Source organism: Streptacidiphilus carbonis (genome assembly GCF_000787775.1).
Lineage (GTDB): Bacteria > Actinomycetota > Actinomycetes > Streptomycetales > Streptomycetaceae > Streptacidiphilus > Streptacidiphilus carbonis.
The window spans coordinates 226818-249487 of sequence record NZ_BBPM01000003.1; the positions used below are offsets into that span (position 1 = coordinate 226818).

The 22670-nt window shown below is 71.4% G+C and carries 19 protein-coding genes; 4 read left to right on the forward strand and 15 right to left on the reverse strand.

Translation table 11 applies throughout. The features are described from left to right. Positions 1-64 precede the first annotated feature (64 nt). Positions 65-1435 carry a glycoside hydrolase family 27 protein gene (locus tag TR46_RS03820; RefSeq protein ID WP_052432525.1) on the forward strand — a complete coding sequence of 457 codons (1371 nt, stop codon included), beginning with the start codon at positions 65-67 and terminating at the stop codon, positions 1433-1435. 39 nt (positions 1436-1474) lie between these two features. On the opposite strand, the gene TR46_RS03825 is transcribed toward TR46_RS03820, so the two are convergent. Genes TR46_RS03825 through TR46_RS03840 form a run of 4 tightly spaced genes read right to left on the reverse strand, consistent with a single transcriptional unit; the run spans position 1475 to position 5091 of the window. Continuing rightward, positions 1475-2092 carry a response regulator transcription factor gene (locus TR46_RS03825; RefSeq protein WP_042393270.1) on the reverse strand — a complete coding sequence of 206 codons (618 nt, stop codon included), beginning with the start codon at positions 2090-2092 and terminating at the stop codon, positions 1475-1477. Next, complete coding sequence (locus TR46_RS03830; RefSeq protein ID WP_042393273.1) at positions 2089-3363, reverse strand: sensor histidine kinase; 1275 nt, start codon at positions 3361-3363, stop codon at positions 2089-2091. Before TR46_RS03830 ends, TR46_RS03825 begins: the two co-directional genes overlap by 4 nt. A 10-nt stretch (positions 3364-3373) precedes the next feature. Next, entirely contained in the window at positions 3374-4153 is a 780-nt protein-coding gene (locus TR46_RS03835; RefSeq protein WP_042393277.1) for an ABC transporter permease, read from the reverse strand. Further along, positions 4150-5091, reverse strand: a complete 942-nt coding sequence (locus tag TR46_RS03840; RefSeq protein WP_042393280.1) for an ABC transporter ATP-binding protein — start codon at positions 5089-5091, stop codon at positions 4150-4152. Before TR46_RS03840 ends, TR46_RS03835 begins: the two co-directional genes overlap by 4 nt. Before the next feature lie 316 nt (positions 5092-5407). On the opposite strand from TR46_RS03840, the gene TR46_RS03850 reads away from it, so the two are divergent. Beyond that, entirely contained in the window at positions 5408-6748 is a 1341-nt protein-coding gene (locus tag TR46_RS03850) for a cation:proton antiporter (RefSeq protein ID WP_052432526.1), read from the forward strand. Here TR46_RS03850 and TR46_RS03855 read toward each other — a convergent pair. Beyond that, positions 6692-8239: a peptide ABC transporter substrate-binding protein gene (locus tag TR46_RS03855; RefSeq protein WP_042393284.1), complete on the reverse strand. Its 1548-nt coding sequence runs from the start codon at positions 8237-8239 to the stop codon at positions 6692-6694. The genes TR46_RS03850 and TR46_RS03855 overlap by 57 nt on opposite strands. Positions 8240-9070: 831 nt before the next feature. Between TR46_RS03855 and TR46_RS03860 the strand changes: the two genes are divergently transcribed. Together TR46_RS03860 and TR46_RS03865 are read left to right on the forward strand one after the other, a co-directional pair. After that, entirely contained in the window at positions 9071-10438 is a 1368-nt protein-coding gene (locus tag TR46_RS03860) for a helix-turn-helix domain-containing protein (protein ID WP_042393286.1), read from the forward strand. A gap of 263 nt (positions 10439-10701) precedes the next feature. Further along, a complete protein-coding gene (locus TR46_RS03865; protein WP_063770518.1) occupies positions 10702-12111 on the forward strand; it encodes a helix-turn-helix domain-containing protein in 1410 nt (469 codons plus the stop codon). A 108-nt stretch (positions 12112-12219) separates the two neighbouring features. Here TR46_RS03865 and TR46_RS03870 read toward each other — a convergent pair whose 3' ends face one another. The 10 genes from TR46_RS03870 to TR46_RS03915 form a co-directional block, all read right to left on the reverse strand. After that, complete coding sequence (locus tag TR46_RS03870; RefSeq protein WP_042393288.1) at positions 12220-13713, reverse strand: maltokinase N-terminal cap-like domain-containing protein; 1494 nt, start codon at positions 13711-13713, stop codon at positions 12220-12222. Position 13714: 1 nt separating this feature from the next. Beyond that, a complete protein-coding gene (locus tag TR46_RS03875) occupies positions 13715-15796 on the reverse strand; it encodes an alpha-1,4-glucan--maltose-1-phosphate maltosyltransferase (protein WP_201776366.1) in 2082 nt (693 codons plus the stop codon). Between the two features lie 85 nt (positions 15797-15881). Further along, complete coding sequence (locus TR46_RS03880; protein WP_269084238.1) at positions 15882-16484, reverse strand: DJ-1/PfpI family protein; 603 nt, start codon at positions 16482-16484, stop codon at positions 15882-15884. Between the two features lie 15 nt (positions 16485-16499). Then, the gene (locus tag TR46_RS03885; protein ID WP_042393290.1) at positions 16500-18173 is read right to left on the reverse strand and encodes a thiamine pyrophosphate-binding protein; all 1674 of its coding nucleotides are present in this window, start codon (positions 18171-18173) and stop codon (positions 16500-16502) included. Positions 18174-18307: 134 nt separating this feature from the next. Continuing rightward, entirely contained in the window at positions 18308-19141 is an 834-nt protein-coding gene (locus TR46_RS03890; protein ID WP_042393291.1) for a type 1 glutamine amidotransferase domain-containing protein, read from the reverse strand. A 21-nt stretch (positions 19142-19162) separates the two neighbouring features. Then, positions 19163-19849: an EthD domain-containing protein gene (locus TR46_RS03895; RefSeq protein WP_042393292.1), complete on the reverse strand. Its 687-nt coding sequence runs from the start codon at positions 19847-19849 to the stop codon at positions 19163-19165. A 24-nt stretch (positions 19850-19873) separates the two neighbouring features. Then, the gene (locus TR46_RS03900) at positions 19874-20767 is read right to left on the reverse strand and encodes an alpha/beta fold hydrolase (protein WP_042393293.1); all 894 of its coding nucleotides are present in this window, start codon (positions 20765-20767) and stop codon (positions 19874-19876) included. A gap of 159 nt (positions 20768-20926) precedes the next feature. Beyond that, positions 20927-21934 carry an alpha/beta fold hydrolase gene (locus tag TR46_RS03905; protein WP_042393294.1) on the reverse strand — a complete coding sequence of 336 codons (1008 nt, stop codon included), beginning with the start codon at positions 21932-21934 and terminating at the stop codon, positions 20927-20929. Between the two features lie 62 nt (positions 21935-21996). Further along, entirely contained in the window at positions 21997-22299 is a 303-nt protein-coding gene (locus TR46_RS03910) for a Nif11-like leader peptide family natural product precursor (RefSeq protein ID WP_042393295.1), read from the reverse strand. Continuing rightward, a complete protein-coding gene (locus TR46_RS03915) occupies positions 22296-22631 on the reverse strand; it encodes a Nif11 family protein (RefSeq protein ID WP_042393297.1) in 336 nt (111 codons plus the stop codon). The genes TR46_RS03910 and TR46_RS03915 overlap by 4 nt, the downstream gene beginning before the upstream one ends. Positions 22632-22670: the final 39 nt, after the last annotated feature.

The following is a 22670-nucleotide window of genomic DNA, read 5'->3' on the forward strand; positions in this document are numbered from 1 at the left end:
CAACGGTGTCTGCGGATTCACGGACCCAATCCCTGTTCATGTATATGACCTGAAGGAGTTCGCCGTGCGAGTCCCCACCCGTCTCGTTCTCGCCGCCGCCACCGCGCTGGCCCTCGCCGGAGGCACCGTCCAGGCGTCCGCCGCCGGCTCCCCGGCCACCCGCGGTCCGGACCTGTCGCTGATCCGCACCTCGCCCACCCCGCCGATGGGGTGGAGCAGTTGGAGCGCCATCCGCAGCCATCCGACCGAGGCGAACATCGAGGCCCAGGCCCTGGCGATGCATCAGAACCTGCAGCGCTACGGCTACGAGTACGTCAACATCGACGCCGGCTGGTCCGACCACCTGGACGCCTACGGCCGCTGGGCCTGGAACGCCACCGCCTTCCCGGACGGCATCCCGGCCGTCGCACAGTACGTCCACCGGCTCGGGCTGAAGTTCGGCATCTACCTCACCCCGGGCGTCCCCAAGGCGGCCTACGACGCCAACCTGCCGATCAAGGGCACCCCGTACCACCTGCAGGACATCGCCGACCCGACCCAGCCCGGCAACACCCACAACGACTCCTACCGGATCGACTACGGCAAGCCGGGCGCCACGGCCTACATCCAGGGCTACGCGGACCTGTTCGCCTCCTGGGGCGTGGACTACGTCAAGATGGACTTCGTCGGCCCCGGCGGCGGTCTGGTCCCCGGCGACCAGCGGCCCGACATGGAGGCCTGGCACCAGGCGATCGTCAACACCCACCGCAGCATCCACCTGGAGCTGTCCAACTCGTTGAGCATCGCCGACATCGGCACCTGGAAGTCGACCAGCAACGGCTGGCGGATCGACGGCGACATCGAGTGCTACCACTGCACGACTCCCGGCCTGACCAGCTGGGCCCGGATGGCCGGCCGCTTCAAGGACGCGCCCGCCTGGGCCCGCTACGCCTCGCCGGGCGGCTGGAACGACCTGGACTCGCTGGAGGTGGGCAACGGCGCCGGCGACGGGCTCACCCCGGACGAGCGGCAGACCCAACTGACGCTCTGGGCGGTGGAGAAGGCCCCGCTGCTGCTCGGCACCGACCTCACCCGGCTGGACCAAAACGACCTCGGGCTGCTCGGCAACCGGGAGGTCGTCGCCGTCGACCAGCACGACACCGCGGCCGCCGTCCCGCTCTCGCAGGCCACCGACCAGCAGGTCTGGTCCGCCCGCAACCACGACGGCAGCTACACCGTCGCCCTGTTCAACCTGGGCCCGGCGCCGGCCACCGTCGCCGCCTCCTGGTCCGACCTGGGCTTCGGCGGCAACGCCCTGGTGCGGGACCTCTGGGCGGGCCGCTTCACCGGCATCGAGGGCACCGGCGTCTCGGCCACGCTGCCCGCGCACGGCTCGGCGCTGTACCGGATCCAGCCGCTGGGCAGCGGCGGCCGGACGGCGCAGACCGCGGGCTGAGCCCCCGTTCCCGCCGCACCCGTCCTGCCGCACCCGCTGCTACAGCCAGCCCCGTTCACGGGCGATGCGCACCGCGGTGTGGCGGTTGTCGGCGGACAGCTTGGCGGTGGCGGAGGACAGGTAGTTGCGGACGGTGCCCGGGGAGAGCGAGGCCCGTCGGGCCACGTCGCCGATCGGGGCGCCGTCCGCGGCCAGCTCCAGCACCTCCGCCTCGCGCGCGGTCAGCGGCGAGTCGCCGGCGCTGATCGCGTCGGCCGCCAACTCCGGGTCCACGTACCGCCCGCCGGCGTGCACGCTGCGGATGATCACCGCCAGCCGCTGGGCCGACACCGTCTTGGGAACGAAGCCGCGCACCCCGGCGGCCAGCGCCCGCTTGAGGTGGCCGGGCCTGCCGTGGCTGGTGACGATCATCGTGCGGCAGTCCGGCAGGACGGTGCGCAGCTCGGCGGCCACGGCCACCCCGTCCACCCCGCCGGGCATCTGCAGGTCCAGCACCGCCACGTCCGGCCGGTGCGCCCTGGCCATCGCCAGCGCCTCGGCGCCGCTCGCGGCCTGCGCCACCACCCGCAGGTCGTCCTCGTAGGAGAGCAGTGCGGCGACCGCGCCCCGGATCAGATGCTCGTCGTCGGCCAGCAGCACCCGGATCGGCCCGCTCATACGGCCGCTCCCCGGGGGTCCGCCGCGACCAGGGCGCCGTCCGTTCCCTCCGCGGTCGACGGAGGTCCGGGCAACGGGACCCGGGCCGTCAGCCGGAAGACCCCGGACCGCACCTCGGTGTCCAGGCTGCCGCCCAGCGCCGCCAGGCGTTCGGCCAGCCCCGCCAGGCCCGTCCCGGCCCCGGTGCCCGCGGCGGTACCCGCCGCCTCCGGCACCCCGTCGTTGTCGACCGAGAGCACCGCCGAGGCGTCCGCCGTCAGCCGGATGGTGCAGCTGCGCGCCTCGCTGTGGCGCAGCACATTGGTGGTCGCCTCGCGCACCACCCAGCCCAGGGCGGCCTGGACCTGGGCCGGCAGGCCGCCCCCGCCGTCGCCGTGCGCCTGCCCGTCGATGCCGGCCGCGCGCAGCACCGACAGCGCCCCGGCCAGTTCCACCGCCAGATCGGCGCCCCGGTAGCCGCGCACCACCTCGCGCACCTCGCGCTGCGACTCGCGGGCGATCCGCTGCACCTCGGTCATCTGCTCCACCGCGTCGGGATCGCCGTGGCGGGCCAGTTGCACCGCCAGCTCGCTCTTGAGCGCGATCACCGCCAGGTTCCGCCCCATCACGTCGTGCAGATCGCGGCCGAACCGCAGGCGTTCCTCGGCAACGGCCAGCTGCGCCTGCGCCTCACGGGCGGCGTCCAACTCCCAGACCACGCTGACCAGCCACAACGAGCAGCCGCTGGTGAAGACCATGGAGGCACCGGTGATCAGCACCGCGAGGGTGAGCGCCGTGCAGGACGAGAGGTCCAGGCCGAGCAGCACCGCCGCCAGGGCGGTGCCGGCCACCGCGCCCAGCAGCCAGGACAGCATCCCGCGGATCCCCCGCACGCCCAGGACGGCCGCGCCCAGGCCGAAGGCGAGCAGCCCCACCGCGACCACCGCCGACTGGCTCCCGTCCGGGATAGCCCCGGCCCGGTGCCCCATCGCCGCGGCCAGTGCCCCTCCCGCCGACAGCGCGACGACAGCGGCGAGCAGCCGGACCGGGCGCTCGCGCCGGGACAGGATCCAGTCGAGCCCCCGCGCCGACAGCAGCGCGCACAGCGCCGCGTGCACCAGCACCAGGGCGCTCAGCACGACCTTCACCCCGGCCGGCCCGTGCGCCTGGACCATCGGGCCGAGCAGGGCCGAGAGCTCGATCAGCGCGAAGAGGTGGAACGAGGAGCGGGTGTAGAGCTCGATCCGAGCCGGATCGCTGCGCCGGTCCCACCAGCCCGTCAGCCTGGCCATCCGTCTCCTCCTAGCGGCGCGGTTCCCAGCGGAACCACCGGTGTACAGCAAACACGGCCAGCAGCGTCCAGGCCAGCACCGCGCCCAGCTCGCGGACCAGTTCGGCGGCCGACGGGGTCCCTCCGAGCCAGCCGGCCCGGACCAGGTCCAGCACCGGGGTCAGCGGCAGCCATCGGCACACCTCCCCGAGCGGGAACGGCATGGACGACAGCGGCAGCAGCAGCCCCGAGCCGAGGGCGGACACCACCAGCAGCGGCGTGGTGGTGAGCTGGGCGAGCTCCACACTCCGGGTGATCACGGTGGACAGCGCCGCCAGCGCGGCCATCAGCACCACCCCCAGCGCCACCGCGACCAGCAGCAGCTCGGGGCGGCGCGGCAGCGGCAGGTGCAGCAGCGCCGTCCCGGCCGCGACCAGCGCCAGGCACTGGGCCACCGCCACCGCCGCGGCGGGCAGCGCGGTACCGGCCAGGATCTCCAGGTCGGTCGGCTCGCCGGTGCGCAGCCGCTTGAGCACCAGGGTCTCGCGGCGCGCCACATAGGCGGCGACCAGGTTGTAGTAGACGACGAACAGCAGGATGAAGCCGATGCCGCTGCTCACCAGCAACTCGTCGGCGTCAGCGGTCGCGGCCGCCCCGCCGGGGGCGAGTCCGCGCATGGCCGGGCGCCAGGCCGCGACCATCAGGGCCGGCAGCAGCAGGGCCGTGGCCAGCGCGGTGCGGTTGCGCAGCAGCAGCGTCGCCTCGGCCCGGCCCAGGGCCGCCAGTCTGCCTCGGGCCGGGGTCGCGGTCATCGCCCGGCTCCGTCCGCCGGGCCCGCGCCGGCGATGGCCAGGAAGGCCTCCTCCAGCGACGCCGTCCGCGCGTCCAGCCGGTCCAGGGCGACGTCGTGCTCGTCCGCCCAGCGCAGCAGTGCCGAGAGCGAGTACTGGAGCCGGTCGGTGTGCAGCAGCACCCGGCCCTCGCGTTCCTCGTGGGCCAGCACCGCGAGTTCCGGCAGCGGCGGCAGGTCACCCAGGTGCCAGCCGGTCGGCAGCCCGAAGCCGATCCGGGCCGGCCGCGCGCCGGTCACCTGCGCGGGCGTGCCGCAGGCCATCACCCGCCCCTGGTGGAGCACGGCCAGCCGGTCGGCGAGCGCCTCGGCCTCCTCCAGGTAGTGCGTGGTCAGCAGCACGGTCGTGCCCCCCGCCCGCAACTCGCGCACCAACTCCCAGGTGTCGTGCCGCCCCTGGGTGTCCAGACCGGTGGTCGGCTCGTCCAGGAACAGCACCTCCGGCCGGCCCAGCAGCGCCAGCGCCAGGTCGAGCCGGCGCCGCTCACCGCCCGACAGCTGTCCGACCCTGACGTCGCGGCGCTGCGCCAGCCCCACCAGTTCCAGCGCCTCGTGCCCGGGACGGGAGCCGCTGACGCAGCCGGCCCACATCCGCACGGTCTGTCCCACCGTCAGATCCGGTGCGAAGCCGCCCTCCTGGAGCATCACCCCGGTCCGGGGCCGGACCCGGGCCCGCTCCCGGTGCGGATCCCGGCCCAGCACCCGCACCGCACCGCCGCTGGGCCGGGCCAGACCCTCCAGCAGCTCCATCACCGAGGTCTTACCGGCCCCGTTGGTCCCCAGCAGCGCGAACAGCTCACCCCGCGCCACCTCGAACGACACCCCGCGCACCGCCTCGAACCCAGCCCCGTAGCGGCGGCGCACCCCGACGGCCTCGATCACCTTCTCCGCACTGTCCATGCCTCCAGCGTCGGGCCCGGAGTGCGCACCGGGCCGGGCGGACCGTCACCGAAACCGATGACAGATGTCACTGCTGGGACCGCGTCGGACGACGTCACCGTCAAACAGTTCCAGAAGTTCCAGGGATTCCAGGGGTTCCAGGGCAGGCGGGAGCGGTGCGCGCCGGACGGACGGGGGACCATCGGCGCGCACCGGGTGTCCGGTCCGGTGAAACAGGACCATGGACACCGGATACACAACTAGATACATTACTTTATGTCAAGCTGAGAGTAATGGGCGGCTCCGGGCAGACCGAGCCCCGCCGGAAGGGCCCGGGATGACAGGACTCGACAGCACCACGCGCCTGCTGCTCGCACTCGCCGTCCTGCTGGGGCTCAGCCGGGTGGCGGGGACGGCCGCGGCCCGGCTTGGCCAGCCACCGGTGGTCGGGGAGATCCTGGCCGGGGTGGCCCTCGGCCCCTCGCTGCTGGGCCACGCGTTGCCCGCGCTGCACCGAGCGCTGTTCGGACCCGACGTCCTGCCGTCGGTCAACGGCCTGGCGCAGGTGGGCCTGGCGCTCTACGCCTTCGAGATCGGCAACGAGCTGACCGCGCCCGGCCGCGGCAGGCCGGCCACGGGCCGACCGCTGCTGTGGATCACCACCGCCTCGCTGCTGGCCCCGGCCCTGGCGGCTCTCGCCCTCGGTCCGTACCTGCACGGCGACCACCTGGCCGGACCGCACGGGACCCCCGCCGCCCTGACCGTCTTCCTGGCCTGCACGCTGGGGGTGACCGCGGTGCCGGTCCTGGCCCGGCTCCTGCAGGACCGCGGCATGGCCGACACCACCGCCGGACGGCTGAGCCTGGCCGCCGCCTCGGTCGGCGACGGGGTCTGCTGGTGCCTGCTGGCCCTGGCCCTGCACCTGACCGGGCTGATCGGGACGGCGCGGACCGTCGCCGGGGTGGCCGGGGCCGCGTTCGCCGTGCTGGTGATCCATCGCCGGCACAGCCGCCCGCCCGGCCGGTCCGACGGGAGGCGGTGGGGGCTCGGCCCGATGCTGGCCCTGCTCTGCCTGGCGGCGGGCACCTCCTCCGCGCTGGGGCTGCACCCGCTCCTCGGAGGACTGCTGCTCGGCGCCGCCTGGCCCTCCACCGGCCCGAGCTCGGAGGTACTGCGGCGGATCCGCCCGATGGCCGCGGCACTGCTGCCCTGCTTCTTCCTGGGGATGGGCCAGCAGATCGACGTGACCTCGGCGGTCGGCGGAGCCGGCTTCATCCCTCTGGTCCTGCTGCTGCTCGCCGCCGCCGTGCTCACCAAGCTGGCCGCGGTCACCGGCGTCGGCCTGGCCTTCCACTCGTCGCTGCGCGAGTCGACCCGGCTCGGCGTGCTGATGAACTCCAAGGGGCTCACCGAGATCGTCGTGCTGTCCATCGGCTACCAGGACGGGCTGATCGGCAGGACACTGTTCGAAGCCCTGGTCGTCGTCGCCCTGGTCACCACGGCGATGACCGGACCGGCACTCACCCTGCTGGACCGGCCCCCGGCCGAGGACCGGGACCGGTCCGGAGACGGGAGCCGGACCGGAGACGGGAGCCGGACCGGACGCGAGGCACCGGCGCAGCTACTTTCTGACGGCGTAGTAGACCGGGGTACGGAAGCCGTCCATCGCCACGTCTGACACGGCGGCCGAATAGCCGGCGACGCTGTTCTCGTACCAGAGCGGGATCACCGGCATGACCGTCACCAGCTGCTTCTCGGCCTGCTGGTACAGCCGGTCGGCAGTGGCGGTATCGGGTGCCGCATTGGCCTCGTCGACCAGCGAGTCGAAGCTGCCGCTCCGGAACCCGGAGTCGTTGTCGGCGCCGTCGCCCGTGTAGGCGGGCTGGAGGAAGTCCTGGGCGAGCGGGTAGTCCTCCTCCCAGGAGTCGCGGAAGGGCCCGGTCATCCGCCGGCCGGTCACCTGGTCGCGCAGCTCCGCGAAGGTGGGAACCGGCCGGCCGGCGCAGGCGTGCTCGTCGCCCATCACGTTGTTGATGCTGTTGCAGACGGCGTCGACCCAGGGCTGGTTGCCGCCGTCGGCGTTGTAGCTGATGGTGATCGACCCGCCGGGAAGACCCCCGGCCGCGTCGATGAGCTGCTTGGCCCGAACCGGGTCGTAGGTGCAGTAACTGCCGCACAGCCCCGGCGCGTATCCGCTCACCCCAGGGGCCGTCCAGTCGGTGGCCGGGGTCATCGTTCCGTGCAGGATCTTGTCGATGATCAGCGGTCTGTTGATCGCCATCGAGATCCCCTGGCGGAGCCCGGCGGAGGCGGCCGTGCTCCAACCCTTGGCATACAGCGGAAAGGCCAGTCGCGACAGACTGGCTGACGGTAGGTCAATGTATCGGCCATGCAGATCCTTCGCAGCGTTGTCGAGCTCCCCGAGCGGCAGGTCGTCGTCGATGTCCAGCTTGCCGGAGAGCAGATCCGCATAGGCGGCGTTGGGATCGGTATAGACCTTGAAGTCGATCCCGCTGTTCTGCGGCCTCTGCAGACCCCGGTACCCCGGGCTGGGCGTCAGCACCATCTCCTCCTTCGGGGTGTAGGAGGAGATCCGATAGGGGCCGTCGCCGACCGGGTGCTGCTCCCAGGCCGACGGGTCCTTGAAGAACGAGGCCGGCAGCGGATCGAAGACGAAGTCGCCCAGCGTCTGCGGCCAGGTCGAGAACTTCTCGTTGAGCGCCACGGTGAAGGTGGTGGAGTCGACCACCTTCAGCCCCGACATGGTGGTGGCGGCCGCCTTGCCCGAAGCCGGGGCGACGGCCGCATAGCCCTGGATGCAGTCGAAGTAGCCGCTGTTGATCTGATGATTGCTCGCCAGCGCGGTGTAGTTCCAGGCATCCACATAGGACGAGGCCGTGACCGGTGACCCGTCACTGAATGTCCAGTCCGGTTTCAGCTTGACGGTGAAGTGCTGCTGGTCACGGGTGGTGATCGAGGCGGCGTTCTCGTAGACCGGGGCCGAGGTCTTCGGGTCGTAGGTCAACAGGCCGGTCAGAAAGCTGTCGACGACCTTGATGCCGTAGGAATCATAGGTGTCCCCCGGGACCAGCGGATTCTGCGGGACCCCCCAGGCCGCGATGACCATGCCGTCCGCTGCCGGTCCGGCACGTCCGGCACACGCTGTCATGATCAGGGATAAGGCGGCCGCAGCAACGGCCGCCTTCAGGCGCTTCCCCCGGAACAATGAAACCCTCTCCCCTGGGACCGGAAATCGGAATCAGCCGCAGTGCGGCGCGCTTCCCGCGCGAGGCCGTCACCACCCCGCCCCGACCAAATAATCTGCTGACCAGGGCCGTCAGCCGGTGAAGCCACACCCTATCCGCCAGGGACCTGACAGCGCCAGCACGCATTTCGTCAGGATTTTCGCCGGACCGGGAGGACGCTCCGCAGATCCGACAACCCGCCCGGTGAGATTCTCAGAAAATCAACAGGTTGCCTCCAGTTTCACCCGGACACGGCCGCCCGAAATGGAACTGGGGAATTCCGATTGCGCCCCATCGGGCGGACTCGGCGCGCCTGTCGTCGCGATGTCGTTCAGCAGCACCCACTGCCGCCCGTGTCGTGGTGAATGCGCACGACCTGCGTCGGACTGGGGGTCGAGCCCGGTGCTGTGGATCCGGAGAGCACGGCGGTGCGAGTTGCAATCGAGGCCATCAGAACCAAGCCGGCGACGACTGTGGCCATGACACAGAGAAACCGCTTCATGATCTTCCTCGGATTGGATGGAGTTGCGTTGCTTGACACGGCTAGTCAACAATATCTGACAAGTGTAGTCAAGTAAATTCTCTAGGCGATCACTATCGAAACTCAAGCCAATCCATCCGTCGTCGCCGGCCTGCGGATCGCTCTTCGAGAAGTGGATGACTTGCCTGACTTCTGCCAGTCATGTATGCAGTGGTTGTGAACGGGCATACCCCTTACGTACGCCCCCTCAGCTCGCGACCAGGAGGTCCCCGCCGTGTCTGAAGAGCAACCGCAGGGCACTGACGCCTCCGCGATCGGCCGCCGCCTGCGCGAACTGCGCCTCACCCGGGGCCTGCTCCAGCAGGACCTGGCCACCGCGGAGATCTCCACAAGCTATGTGTCGCTGATCGAGGGGGGGAAACGGCGTCCGTCGCCCGCGGTCCTGGAGGCCCTGGCGGAACGGCTCGGATCGTCCGTCGAGTACCTGCGCTCCGGCCGCGACGAGACGGAGCTGACCAACCTCCGGCTCGAACTGGGCTTCGCCGAGATGGCCCTGCGCAACGGGTCCCAGCAGGAGGCGCTGCAGAGCTTCAACCATGTGCTCACCAAGTCCGGGACGCTGGGCCCCGAGCTGCTGCTGCGCGCCCGGATCGGGCAGGCCACGGCTCTGGAGAAGCTGGACCGCTTCGAGGCGGCCCTGTCCATCCTGCACGAGATCGCCGACGATCCCGCCGTGGTCCCCGGATCGACCCAGTGGGCCGAGGTCACCGTGGCCCTGTGCCGCTGCTACCGGCGCACCGGGGACTTCGGCATGAGCGTGGACATCGGCGAGCGCGGACTGCGTCAACTCGACCAGCTCGCCCTGGATGTGACCGACGACCACATCATGCTCGGAGTGGACCTGGCCGGCTCCTACCTCCAGCGCGGCGACAACACCCGGGCCCAGCTGCTGATCGACCGACTCCTGACCCAGGCCGAGGAGACCGGCTCACGCACGGCCCGGGGGATGGTCTACTGGAATGCCAGTCTGATCGCCGAGTCCCGCGGCCAACGCCCCGAAGCCATCGCGCTGGTGGAACGCGCCCTCGGACTCATGGCCGAAGGGGACAACCCCCGGCACCTGGCCCGGCTGAAGGTGCTCTACGGCGGGCTGCTCATCCGCTCCGAGGGCGGTGACCTGGACCGCGCCGAGAATCTGTTCGAGCAGGCCAGGGAGTCCCTCGCCGATCTGGGCGGCAACTTCGACCTCGGCGACAGCGAAGGCGGACTGGCCCATGTCGCCCTGCTCCGCGGCCACTTCGAGGCGGCCGTGGAGCAGGCGCAGCACGCGCTGGGCATCTTCGACAACCAGGTCAACGAGCTGACCGTGGAGATCCTGCTCACCATGGGTGAGGCGCAGTTCCTCACGGAACGGACCGCCGAGGGAGAAGCGACCCTCCAGAAGGCCTTCCAGCAACTGCGCCAACTGCCGCGTGCGAGGTGGACCACCAAGCTCTACCGCGATCTCGGCGACGTATGGCACCGCCACGGCTACACCTCCGAAGCCGTGCTGGCCTACCAGGACGGTCTGACGTCCGCCGGAGCCGATCCGATGCCCGTGCCGCTCGGCAACCGCACCGTGGCTTCCCGTACGACCAAGTGACATCCGTTCAGGGGCGGTGGCCGGATCGGGATCCGGCGCCGCCCCTGCGGCGTCCCTGGTGTAGAAGGACATGCACGCCTTGGCATGTACGCTACAGGTAGTCCGATTTCCACCGACTCGGCCGGCATCCCGGCCGCGGCTCGGCATCGCCCGACGGGCCATCAGCCATGGGCAGGTGAGCACCAGGCGAATTGACATGTACACTAACAAAAGAGTGGCTTCCACTCATATCAGCAGGAAGCCCCCAGCGGTGGATCGGACTTATGACTGAGGGATCGAATCGCACCCCGGACAGCCTCGGGCAGCGGCTGCGGATGCTGCGCCAGAGGCGGGGTCTCAGCCAGCAGGACCTGGTGACCCCCGACATCTCGGCCAGCTACATCTCGCTGATCGAGACCAACAAGCGGGTCCCGTCGGAGGGGGTCCTGCAAGCCCTGGCCGAGCGGGTCGGCACCTCGGTGGGCTATCTGCGGACCGGCCAGGAGGATGACCAGGCCAAGGAGCTGGAATTGAAGATCGCCTTCGGGGACATGGCACTCCGCAGGGGCGACGACGGCGAGGCGCTGCAGGCCTACAGCGAGGCGCTGGCCGCCACGCCGTATCTCGACGCCGCCACCGCCCGCCGGGCCCGGATCGGCCAGGCGCTGGCACTGGAGCGGCTGGGGCGGCTGGAGGCCGCCATCTCACTGCTGTCGCCGCTGTTCGAGGACTCCGCGACGGTGCTGGCCTCGGCCGAGTGGAGCCGGCTCGCCCTGGCGCTGTGCCGCTGCTACCGGGACACCGGGGACTACGTACTGAGCGTGGAGATCGGCGAGCGGGCGATGCGCGAACTGGAGCGCCTGGGACTCGGCTCGACCGACGACCACCTGCAGTTGGGGGCGGTCCTGATCGACTGCTACCGGATCCGCGGGGACCTGACGCGGGCCCATCTGCTGGCCCTCCGACTCATCAGCGACGACGAGCACCCCGGCTCCCAGGTCGCCCGTGGCGGGGTCTACTGGAACGCCGCCCTGGTCGCCCGCGCGCGGCACCGCCCCGACGAGGCACTGATCCTGGCCGAACGCGCGCTGGCGCTGCTCGCGGAGACCGACAGCGCCCGGAACCAGGCGCTGCTGAAGGAGACCTGCGGCGAACTGCTGCTGGAGTCGGACCGGGTGGACGTCGACCATGCCAAGGAGCTGATCGAACAGGCGCTGGGGGTACTGGTCGCCATCGGCACCACCCACGACCAGGCCCGCGGCGAGATCGGCCTGGCCAAGGCGTCGCTGCGGCTGGGGGAGCCGGCCCGGGCCGGCGAGCACGCCAGCAGGGCCATCGGGCTGCTCAGCAACCAGCCGCCGTACCAGGCCGCGGAGGCACGCACGGTGCTGGCCGAGGCCCTGTTCGCCCAGGGCGAGGGCACGCATGCGCAGGACACCCTGCGCACGGCCGAGCGGCAGCTGGCGCTGCTGCCCGCCAGCAGGCTCTCCGCCGAGGTGTGGCGGCGCATCGGCGATCTGTGGCAGCACCACGGCCACGGTCCGCAGGCCATCACGGCGTACCAGCACGCGCTGGCGCAGATGGGGATTCCGGCGGCGCTGGGGGTCTCGGCGCACGCCGTCCAGCGCTCGGACCGGACCGGGGCCGGAAGCCACACCCAGGCTTCCCGCACGCGTAGCCGGCCTGAGGCTTAGCGGCTCTCCGACCGACCGTGGCCGGAACCGCAGTGGGTCGGTTGCAGCAATGTCAGGGGCGCGGGGAACTGCGCCACAGGCCACGCACAGCCGGCTGCCGAAAGGCCGTCAGAGACCGTGCACCAGACGGCGGATGGAGGAAAGCGGGATGGACAGCCAGTCAGGGCGGTGCTGGGCCTCGTAGACGGCCTCGTACACCGCCTTGTCGGCCTCGAAGGCCCGCAGCGGGACGGGGTGGCACAGGGGGTCCACTCCCCCCGCCGCGGCGTAGCCCGTGCTGAACGCGCGGCGGTTGCGGACCGCCCACGCGTTGGCCCGGCGCGAGCGCCGCAGCCGTTCGGAGGCCTCCACCGGGGTCTGCGCACGGTCGACCGGGACCGGTGAGACCAGCGACAGCGCCTGCCGGGCCGCGTAGTCGAAGGACCGGAGCATTCCGGCGACATCGCGCAACGGCGGCTGCGGCAGCGCGCGGTCGGCCACCGGACGGGCCGGCTCGCCCTCGAAGTCGATGACCGTCCAGCCGCCCGCGGAGGTCCGCAGCACCTGGCCCAGGTGCAGGTCGCCGTGGATCCGCTGGGCCTGGATGCCCCGCCCCCGCGCCGCCACCAGCACGTACTCGTCGTACAGCCGGCCGATCCGGCCGGAGTAGACCTCCAGCCGGGGCACCGCCTCGACGGCCTCCTTCAGGCTCCGGCGCATGGCTTCGGCCTGACTGAGTACCAGCTCCGGTCCGAGCCGGCTCGTCGGCAGGGTCGAGGCCAGGGCCTGGTGCACCCGGGCCACCGCCTCACCCAGGGCACGGGCGTCCTCGGCGAAGCCCCCGGCTGCGGGCACACCGGGGCAGGCCCCGGTGATGCAGTCCGCGGCCTGACGGACCGCCAGGTCCCAGCCGTCGCCGTCCGAGGGGAGGAACTCCTCGACGATGCCGAGGACGAACCCCTCCCCCGCCCGGCCCTCGGTGTGCAGCCAGCCGGCCAGGTCCGGGGTGTGCGCACTGCCCGCGGCCGTCAGCGCGCCGAGCAGCTCGACCTCGGGGTGGACGCCGCGCTCGGGCTGCCTGAACCACTTGATCAGGAACTGGTTGCCGTAGACCACGGTGCTGTTGCTCTGCTCCACGGACATCGCCCGGGCCGGCAGCCCCAGCGGGACGGCGGCGATGCCGGTCGGGGTGTACTGCAGCGCGGGCGCCGAGGCGCCTTCCGTGGCGACCCGCAGCAGCGCCCCCATCAACTCGGGGTCCGCTGTGCCCTCGAAGATCCACCAGCCGTCCCAGGGGCCGCCGGTGGCCCGGCCGACGGCGGCGTCGACCAGGTGCCGCGGAAGGGTCCGGCGCAGTCCGATCAGCAGCTGGTAGACCCGGTCCGGGGTGCCCGAGTGCTGCGCGGCGACCAGCGAGTGCAGCAGCACCGCGTCGTCCCCGTCGACCAGCACCGACTCGTTGAAGGGGCGCAGCCCGTCCAGGCACCGGCCCTCCTGGGTGAACCAGCGCCGGGTCACCAGCCAGGGGGTGAGCGCGGGGAGCAGCGGTCCCAGGATCCGGCTGGCCCGGAGGGTCTGGCCGTGCTCTGCGGCAAGACAGGACTCGCATACGGCGACGGGCATGTCAGGGCTCCTGGTGGACCGTGAGGATGTGGGCCGGCTGTCGGGCGGGGTCCAGCCGGACGTAGTTGTCGGCGCCCCAGCGGTAGCGCTCTCCGCCGAGCCGGTCATGGACGTCGAACCGGCTGTCCGGAGCCAGGCCGAGCTCGGCCAGGTCCAGCGTCACCGTGGCATGGTGGGCGTGGTGCGGGTCCAGGTTGACCACCACCAGCACGGTGTCCTCGCCGTGGCGCTTGCTGTAGGCGAGGATCTGGTCGTTGTCGGTCTCGTGGAACCGCAGGTTGCGCAGCAGCTGCAGCGACCGGTGCTCGCGGCGCAGCCTGTTCAGGGTGGTCAGCAGCGGCGCCAGCGAGTCGGCACGGGACCAGTCGCGCGGCCGCAGCTGGAACTTCTCGGAGTCCAGGAAGTCCTCGGTGCCGGGCGCCGCCGCGGCGTTCTCGGACAGCTCGTAACCCGAGTAGACGCCCATGCTGGGGCTGAGCGTGGCGGCCAGCACGGCCCGGACCGCGAAGGCGGGACGACCGCCCTCCTGGAGGTAGGCGTGCAGGATGTCCGGGGTGCTGGGGAAGAAGTTGGGCCGCAGATAGGACGCGGTCTCACCGGACAGCTCGGTCAGGTACTCGGTCAGCTCCTGCTTGCCGGTGCGCCAGGTGAAGTAGGTGTAGGACTGGTGGAAGCCGACCTTGCTGAGCGTGCGCATCATGGACGGGCGGGTGAAGGCCTCGGCCAGGAAGAGCACGTCGGGGTCGGTGCGGGCGATCTCGCCGAGCACCTTCTCCCAGAACACCACCGGCTTGGTGTGCGGGTTGTCGACCCGGAAGATCCGCACCCCGTGCGCCATCCAGTGCCGCAGCAGCCGCAAGCTCTCCGCGACCAGACCCTCGAAGTCCTGGTCGAAGTTGATCGGGAAGATGTCCTGGTACTTCTTGGGCGGGTTCTCGGCGTAGGCGATGGTGCCGTCGGCGCGGCGGGTGAACCACTCCGGGTGCTTCTCCACCCACGGGTGGTCCGGGGAGCACTGCAGCGCGAAGTCCAGCGCCACCTCCATGCCGAGCCCGGCGGCCCGGGCCACGAAGGCGTCGAAGTCCTCGATGGTGCCCAGGTCCGGGTGGACCGCGTCGTGGCCGCCCTCGGGCGAGCCGATCGCCCAGGGCGAGCCCACATCACCGGGGCCGGCCTCCAGACTGTTGTTGGCGCCCTTGCGGTAGGCACGGCCGATCGGGTGGATCGGCGGCAGGTAGACCACGTCGAAGCCCATCGCCGCCACCGCGGGCAGCCGCTCGGCCGCGGTGCGCAGATTGCCGGACACCGGCGCGCGGCGACCGCTGGGGTCCACCACCGCGCCCTCGGAGCGGGGGAAGAACTCGTACCAGGAGCCGTACAGCGCCCGCTCCCGGTCCACCTGCAGCGCGGCAGGCCGGGAGACGGACACCAGTTCGCGCAGCGGGTACCGGTCGAGGATCCGGGTCAGCTCCAGGTCCAGTGCGGTGCGCAGCCGGACCAGCGGTGAGAGCTCGTTCAGCCGCAGGGTCTGCGCGGCCCGCTCGACCAGCAGCCGCTGCGCGCCCGGCGGCACGCCCTTGGCGGCGCACAGCAGCAGCCGGGCGCCCTCCTCCAGGACCAGCGCGGTGTCGATGCCGGCCGGGATCTTGATCTCGGCGTGCGAACGCCAGGTGCTGAGGGGGTCGCTCCAGGCCTCGACGGTGTACGTCCAGCGGCCGGGCGCGGTGGCGACCACCTCGGCGCCCCAGCGGTCCTGGTCCTCGTCGAGCAGGCGCATCGGGGTCCACGGGCCGCTGCGGCCCAGTGGGTCGCGCAGCACCACATTGGCGCCCACCGCGCCGTCGCCCTCACGGAACACGGTGGCGCTGACCTCGAAGGGCTCGCCCACCACGGACTTGGCCGGGCGGGCGCCCCGGTCCACGGCCGGGCTGACGTCCAGCACCGGGATCCGGCCGACGGGCGGGGTGCGGGACTGGAGTTGGGACTGCGGCAGCGCCGGGGGCTGCGGGGGTCGGGCGGCGGTGTGGCGCTGGGCCGCCGGCGGGGTCGGGCTGTTGGGTCGGGTGGACGGGGCCTTGGGCACGAGCGCTGGTCTCCTTCCGCAGGAGGACCGGCGCACACCGTGCTGTCGTCGCCCTGCAGTCAAGGTGGGGACCCCTGATGCGGGGTCAGGCCGGCTGCCGGACAGGCGAGCCGCTGCGCTGTACGAGTTCGTCGATGATGGTCCGGGCGAAGAGGTGGCAGTGGTTGCCGGTGCGGGCGGTGACCAGGTCCGCGTCGACGACGACGTCCTCGTCCACATAGACGCCGCCCATGTTCTTCAGGTCGCCGAGCAGGTTGTTGTGGACCACCGCCCGGCGGCCCCGGATCACCTGCGGAACGGGGGCGACCAGCCACATGCCGTGGCAGATGATGCCCTTGACGATGGCCGGGTCGGCGAACGCCCGACGCAGCAGCGCGGTGGCCGGCGGCAGCACGGCCGGGTCCTCGGTGTAGCGGAGCCGGTCGGCGACGATGCCGGAGGGCACGATGACGGCCGAGTAGTCCTTGAGCGCGTACTCGTCGAGCTCCTCGAAGGACTCCTCCACGGTGAACGGCATCCGGTGCTCATGGCCGGTGAAGGTGATCTGCTGGTTGCCCCAGAGCCGGGTCAGGAAGTGGACCTCGGCGCCCTCCTCGGCGAAGCGCCGCTGGTAGTAGAGGATCTCCGGTTCGTAGAAGTCGCTCTCCATGAGCACTGCGATCTTCTGGCCGTGAAGACGAACGGTCACAGCGTCCAACTCCTCTCAGGAGGCCCGGGCGACGACGAGGTCGATCAGGAAGGGGCCGGGGTGGGCGAGCGCCTGGGCGATGGCCGGGGCGACCTCGTCCGCCTTCTCGACCCGGACCGCGGGCACGCCCAGCGAGCGGGAGAGGGACGCGAAGTCGATCTCCGGCTGGGACAGGTCGAACATCTCCGGGAAGGCGTGGTGGCTGATCTCCTGCGCCGTCCAGTACTGCTCGATATTGGCGTCCAGCAGCCGGTAGCGGCCGTTGTTGCAGATCACGAACTTGGCGGCGATGTCGTAGCGGGCCGCGGTCCACAGCGCCTGGACGGTGTACATGCTGCCGCCGTCGCCGGTGAAGCCGAAGACGGTGCTCTCCGGGTTGGCGATCTTGGCGCCGATGGCGCCGGGGATGCCGACGCCCAGCGAGCCGCCCCGGGTGGTCTGCACCTGGCCGGGCCGGTTGGCCGGCAGGTGGCGGAAGAGCTCGGGTGAGGAAGTGAGCGCCTCGTCGAAGAGGATGCAGTCCTCGGGCAGCTGCTTGGCCAGCTCCAGCGCGAACCCGGCGGCCGTGAGCGGCTGGGTCGCCGCGTCGGCCTCGTCCTTGGCCCGCACCTCGGCCTGTGCCGCGGCCTTGCGCTCGCCCCACACCCGCAGCCGCTCGGCGGCCTGCTCGCGGTGCACCTCGGACATCCGGCCGTCCAGTGCGGCCGCCAGCCGGCCCAGGGTCTGCCTGGGGTCGGCCACCAGGCCGAGGTCGACCGGGAAGTTCTTGGCGATGGCCCCGCTGTCCAGGTCGACATGGACCACCCGGGCGTCGTCCGCGAAGACGCCCTGGAGCAGCGGGTACACCTCGGGCAGCACATAGGTGCCGCAGATCAGCACCGCGTCCGCGGCGGCGGTCACCTTGGCGCTCAGCTCTCCGAACATGTGGCCGAGCTGGCCGTGGTAGGCGGGATGGTCGGCCGGCAGGTTGACCTCGGCCCAGTCGGCGCCCCAGACCTCGGCGCCCCAGACCTCCGCCAGTCGGGCCAGCTCCCGGTGCGCGCCGGAGAAGTGGATGCCGTCGCCGGCGATGATCAGCGGATGCCGGGCGTCGGCCAGCAGTCCCGCGGCGCACTCGATGGCGGCAGGCTCGGGCAGGCTGGAGGTGCTGGGGTAGGAGGTGGGCACCACCGGCTCGTCGGTCGGACTGTCCATCACATCGGCGGGCAGCACCACCAGCACCGGTCCGTAGGGCGCGGTGCCGGCGGTCTTGAAGGCCCGCCGCAGCACCCGCAGGGTGGAGCGGGGGTCGACCACCCGGGTCGCCCACTTGGTCACCGGCTTGGCCATGCCGACCAGGTCGGCCGCCATCTGCGCCTCCATGCTGTCGTAGGCGAGACCGGACTCCCCCACCACCACGACCAGCGGGGCGTGGCCGCGCATGGCCTGGTACAGCATCCCGATGCCGTTGCCCAGGCCGACGCCGGAGTGCAGCTGCACCAGGGTCGGCTTGCGGGTGGCCCGGGCGTAGCCGTCCGCGATGCCGACGACCACCGCCTCCTGCAGGGCGAGTACGTACTCCAGTTCGGGAAAACCGCGCAGCTCGTCGAGGAAGCCCTGCTCCACGGTGCCCGGGTTGCCGAACATATGGGTGACGCCGTCGGCCCTGAACTGTTCGAGCATCGCCACGCGTGCGGGCCTGCTGGTCATGGTGGTGTACCTCTCTGCGAGGGCGGTCTGCGGAGGACGGAGTCCCGTCGGGACCGGGGTGGAGGGGCGGCTGCCCGGGGGCGTGGGGGCAGCCGGGCAGCCGCCCGGGGGTTGGAGCAGCGGCCGGCTCCGCGTCAGGAGCGGAAGCCCCACTGCCGCAGCCCCTGCTCGAGGACCTCGACGACCTTCTGGCCGGTGAGGTACGAGTCCGGGGTGGAGCGCCCGGTGATGAACGGGTAGTCCACGATCACCGAGGTCTCCCGGCCGAAGTTGCCGTGGTAGGCGCCGTCGGGGGCGGTGGCGTCGCGCAGGATGTACTCCAGCGGGTACGGCGGCGGGCCGATCACGAAGTCGGTGCCCATGAAGCCGGTGCCGTCCTTGTAGTCGTACTCGATGCAGTGGCCGGTGACGTGCTTGTTGCGGATGATGCTGGTGCGGTCGTCCTGCTCGCGGGCGAAGGCCAGGCAGGCCACGCCGTAGCACTCGGCCGCGATCGGCAGGTCCAGCCCGTGGAAGGCCAGGATCAGGTCGTGCACCCGCCAGTTGTTGGCCAGGTCCACGATCGGGCCGCTGCCGCCCACGATCAGCAGGGCGTCGTAGCGCTCCGCGATCTGCCCCTGGATGTGCTCGCGGCGGGCGTTGTACGCCTCCCAGGCGCGCAGGAAGTCCGGCTGGCTGCGGTACGGCCGGTCGGGCAGCCAGGAGGACAGGTCCAGCGGGTTGTCCAGCCGGTCGGAGGTGTCCAGGGCCCGCACCTTGGCGGCGGTCTCGGCGCTGGTGACGGAGCGTCCCAGCGGGGGGTCGACGTAGTCCGGGTCCATGCTCGGCGGCAGTGCCACCGGCCGCTTGCCCGTCGGGGTGGCGAAGCTGACGTCGTACCCGGCCGCGTCGAAGGTCTCCAGCGGGCCGATCAGCTCCTCCCCCCAGTAGCCGTACTCGGACAGGACGATCAGGATGCGACGTGTCATCGGACGGTCTCCTTCGGTCTCTTACTGGTCGGCGGAGCCGATCACCCAGTGCTCGCGTACGGCCATCCGGTGGATGTAGCGGGGGTCGGCGAACGACTCCAGATCGTCGAACGCGGCCCGGAACTCCTCGCTGCGGGAGGCCAGTTCCAGCGCCTCCAGGCTGTCGAAGCCGAGCTGGTAGGCGGCGTCCAGGACGGCCTCGCCGATGGCGTAGGCGCCGTCGCGGTTGTGGTTCTGCAGGTACCGGCGCAGGCCGGGGATGCGCAGCACGGTCTGCGCGTGCTCGCCCAGGCTGCGCTTGCGGAAGTCCTCCAGGTCGGTCCCGGGCGCCCGCTTGACCAGGACCACGAGCTTGACGCCCTGGTCCGGGACCGGCTCGGCGCGCAGCACATGGGCGTCGGTGTCCAGCACCACGGTGCGCCAGAACGCGGCCCAGTTGGGCTCGTCGCGCCGGGCGCCGTCGAGGAACTCGGGGGTCTGCAGCGAGGCGAGCTGCTCCTCCTCGTTCTCCAGCCAGATCTCGGCGATGCCGCTCCACAGCGGATCGGCCGGCTCGGGGCCGAACGGGACCCTGGTGTCGATCAGGTAGCGCTTGATCTGCGGGATCCGGCTGGCGAACTGCGGGGCGTGGATCTCCAGCCAGTACCGCTGGAACTCCTGCTCGGACATGCCGGGCTTGGGGTGGGCGAAGATCAACTGGTGGATCATGGGGTCTCCAACGCTCAGGTCGGGTCAGGTCATCGGGTGCTTGCGCAGGAACTGCTGGGCGCCGCGGGCCACCGCCAGCGGGTTCATGCTCTGCATGCCGTGGGTGGCGTTCGGCACCGCCAGGCGCTCCGCCTGCGGCAGCCACGACATCAGGAACCGCTGGGTCTCCCGGAAGCCGGGCATCGCCGACTCGCTGTCCATCCCCATCGCCGCCAGGACCGGCATCTCCGGCTTGCGCTCCACCAGCTCGTCCGCCTTGGACATGACGAAGCCCCAGTTGCTGACGGCGGGGAAGTCCACCAGGAAGGTGGTGTCCACACACTGCTCCACCCGCTCCCAGACGTTGAGCGGGCCGGTCAGCTCGACGCAGCCGAGGAAGCTGGGGCCGCAGACCGACTCCATGTAGGCGAAGGCGGCGCCGAGCTTGTCCCCGGCCTGGAACAGCTCCATCGCGCCCATGTAGGCGTCGATGTTGGCCTGCACCGCGTCCGGGGCCTCCCGGGGCAGGTAGGGCTCCAGCAGGATCGCCGAGTGGGCCCGCTCCGGGTGCGAGAGCAGGAACTGGAAGGCGATCACACCACCGAAGGAGAAGCCCATGATGTGGGCCTTCTCGATCCCCAGGTGGTCCAGCAGCTCGGCCGCGTGGTCGGCGCCCTGCTCGATGCTGAGGGTGTCGCCCTCCAGCGTGCTGCCGTTGTAGCCGGCCCGGTAGTAGCTGATGAACTGGTACTCGTCGAACAGCTCGGGGTGGAACTGCAGCGGGGTGATCAGGCTGTCCGCGACGCTGGTGCCGTGGATGCAGAGCACGGGCTCGCCCTTGCCGACCACGGCGTAGCGCAGTTCGGCGCCGGTCACCTTGGCCGTCCGGTCGTGCTCGATGTTCCACTCGCGGCCCAGGTAGAGCGTCTCGGTCTCCATGCCGGTCCTCTCTTCGTTCAGGAAGCAGGTCGGGTCGGGAAGCAGGTCGGGTCGGGAAGCAGGTCGGGTCGGGAAGCAGGTCAGGTCGGGAAGCAGGTCGGGGGCGGCGGGCCGGGAGGGGGTTCGGCCCGCCGCCGCACCGGGGGGTGGGGCTTCGGGTCAGCCGTCGGCGAGCAGGGCGCGCAGCTCGGCGTCGACGGCCTTCACGTCCTGCTCGGACAGGGCGAAGGTGGCCAGGTGCCCGTAGGCGCTGACGATCTCGCGGTACTCGGCGCCGGGGACCCGCTCGGCGTCGCGGCGGCCCTCCTCCGGCGGGAACATGAAGTCACGGGTGAACGCGACCACCAGCGTCTTGGCGGTGATCCCGGCCAGGGCCGCGGGGAGGTCGCCGCCCCGGGCGGGGTCGGCCGCCCGGGCCTTTCGGGCCTGGGCGATGATCCCGTTGGGGTCGTGCGGGGCCCAGAACGCCTCGAAGAAGCGCTTGACCACGTCCTGGGTGCTGGCGAACCCGAGCGGAGCCCACAGTTCCTCGCCCTCGCGGTAGAAGCCGATCGGCGGCAGGGTGATCGCGGTGACGTGGGCCATCCGGCGCACGCCGGCCTGCACCTCGGCCGGGTCGTTGTAGAAGCCGTTGTTCCAGGCCGGGTCGCCGGTGATCTGCTCCTCCAGGGCGCTCAGGAGCCACTGCTTGGTCCACGGCGAAGGCATCGGCGCGCCGGCGATGGACGCCATCCGCTTGACGGCCTGCGGGAACCGCACCGCCCACTCCCAGGTCTGCAGCGCGCCCACCGACCAGCCCAGCACCAGCTGGAGCTCGGTGATGCCGAACTGCTCGGTGAGCAGCCGCTGCTGCGCGATCACGTCGTCGGCGATCCGGACCTCGGGGAAGGCGCCGCGGTCGAACGGGACGGCGGTGTTCTCCGGCGAGGTCGACGGGGCCAGGCCGAAGTGCCCGGGCATGACGATGAAGTAGCGCTCCGGGTCCAGCGGGCGGCCGGGGCCGATCCAGCGCAGCAGCGCGTCGGGCTCGGCGGCCAGGAACGCCGGGAACAGGATGGCGTTGTCCTTGGCCGGGCTCAGCGTGCCGACGGTCTGGTAGGCGAGCTTGACGTCCGGGACGGTGACGCCGGACTGGAACGTGAAGTCGCCGAGGTTGAAGATGTCCATGGTGGTGTGTGCCCTTCCGGGATCTGGGAGTGCGGGTTCGGGTGCGGGACCGGCGGGGCGCCTCAGGGCACCAGGCCGGTCTCCTGCAGGGCCGGCATCAGGTCCTTGACCAGGTACTCGAGGTAGCTCTGACCCCACATCAGGTGCCACAGCGTGAACTTCTCGCTGAACGGCTCCCCGCGCCGGTCGGCCAGCCGCTCCTCCAGCGACCAGATGCCCGCGTCGAACTCCTGCTCGGTGAAGCCCAGGCCGAGGCCCTCGGCCGCGGCCAGCACCTCGTCCTTGCCCTGGATGCCCAGGACCGACAGCAGCGCCGGGTTCTCGTCCAGCTCGCGCAGGAAGGCGAAGAGGTTGGACTCGCTCACTGGGTGCCCCCCGCGCCGCCGGCGGCGATCTCGGCCAGCTCCTGGTCGGAGTGGCGGGCCACCAGGTGGTTGACCACGTAGTCGAGGTGGCGCCGGCCCCACATGGCCCGCCACAGGGTGCTGCTGCCGTCGAAGGGCTGCTGGTCCTTGTCGACGATGACGCTCGCCTCCAGCCGCCCGACCACCTGCTCGACGTCCAGCACGGTGAAGGCGAAGCCCTCGTTCCTGGCGTGGAAGAGCAGCTGGGAGAGGTTGCGGCGGTCGTACTGCTCCAGCAGCGCGGGTTCGGTGCGCAGGCTGGAGAGGAACTTCACGAAGTTCTCCTGGGACATCGGTGGTCTCCTCGGATCTCTGGACTGCTCAGTGGCCCA

Excerpts from the sequence above, each read along its gene's own strand:
- TR46_RS03825 (WP_042393270.1), bottom strand. The coding sequence starts at position 2,092 with ATGAGCGGGCCGATCCGGGTGCTGCTGGCCGACGACGAGCATCTGATC.
- TR46_RS03830 (WP_042393273.1), bottom strand. The coding sequence starts at position 3,363 with ATGGCCAGGCTGACGGGCTGGTGGGACCGGCGCAGCGATCCGGCTCGG.
- TR46_RS03835 (WP_042393277.1), bottom strand. The coding sequence starts at position 4,153 with ATGACCGCGACCCCGGCCCGAGGCAGACTGGCGGCCCTGGGCCGGGCC.
- TR46_RS03840 (WP_042393280.1), bottom strand. The coding sequence starts at position 5,091 with ATGGACAGTGCGGAGAAGGTGATCGAGGCCGTCGGGGTGCGCCGCCGC.
- TR46_RS03850 (WP_052432526.1), top strand. The coding sequence starts at position 5,408 with ATGACAGGACTCGACAGCACCACGCGCCTGCTGCTCGCACTCGCCGTC.
- TR46_RS03855 (WP_042393284.1), bottom strand. The coding sequence starts at position 8,239 with ATGACAGCGTGTGCCGGACGTGCCGGACCGGCAGCGGACGGCATGGTC.
- TR46_RS03865 (WP_063770518.1), top strand. The coding sequence starts at position 10,702 with ATGACTGAGGGATCGAATCGCACCCCGGACAGCCTCGGGCAGCGGCTG.
- TR46_RS03870 (WP_042393288.1), bottom strand. The coding sequence starts at position 13,713 with ATGCCCGTCGCCGTATGCGAGTCCTGTCTTGCCGCAGAGCACGGCCAG.
- TR46_RS03885 (WP_042393290.1), bottom strand. The coding sequence starts at position 18,173 with ATGACCAGCAGGCCCGCACGCGTGGCGATGCTCGAACAGTTCAGGGCC.
- TR46_RS03890 (WP_042393291.1), bottom strand. The coding sequence starts at position 19,141 with ATGACACGTCGCATCCTGATCGTCCTGTCCGAGTACGGCTACTGGGGG.
- TR46_RS03895 (WP_042393292.1), bottom strand. The coding sequence starts at position 19,849 with ATGATCCACCAGTTGATCTTCGCCCACCCCAAGCCCGGCATGTCCGAG.
- TR46_RS03900 (WP_042393293.1), bottom strand. The coding sequence starts at position 20,767 with ATGGAGACCGAGACGCTCTACCTGGGCCGCGAGTGGAACATCGAGCAC.
- TR46_RS03905 (WP_042393294.1), bottom strand. The coding sequence starts at position 21,934 with ATGGACATCTTCAACCTCGGCGACTTCACGTTCCAGTCCGGCGTCACC.
- TR46_RS03915 (WP_042393297.1), bottom strand. The coding sequence starts at position 22,631 with ATGTCCCAGGAGAACTTCGTGAAGTTCCTCTCCAGCCTGCGCACCGAA.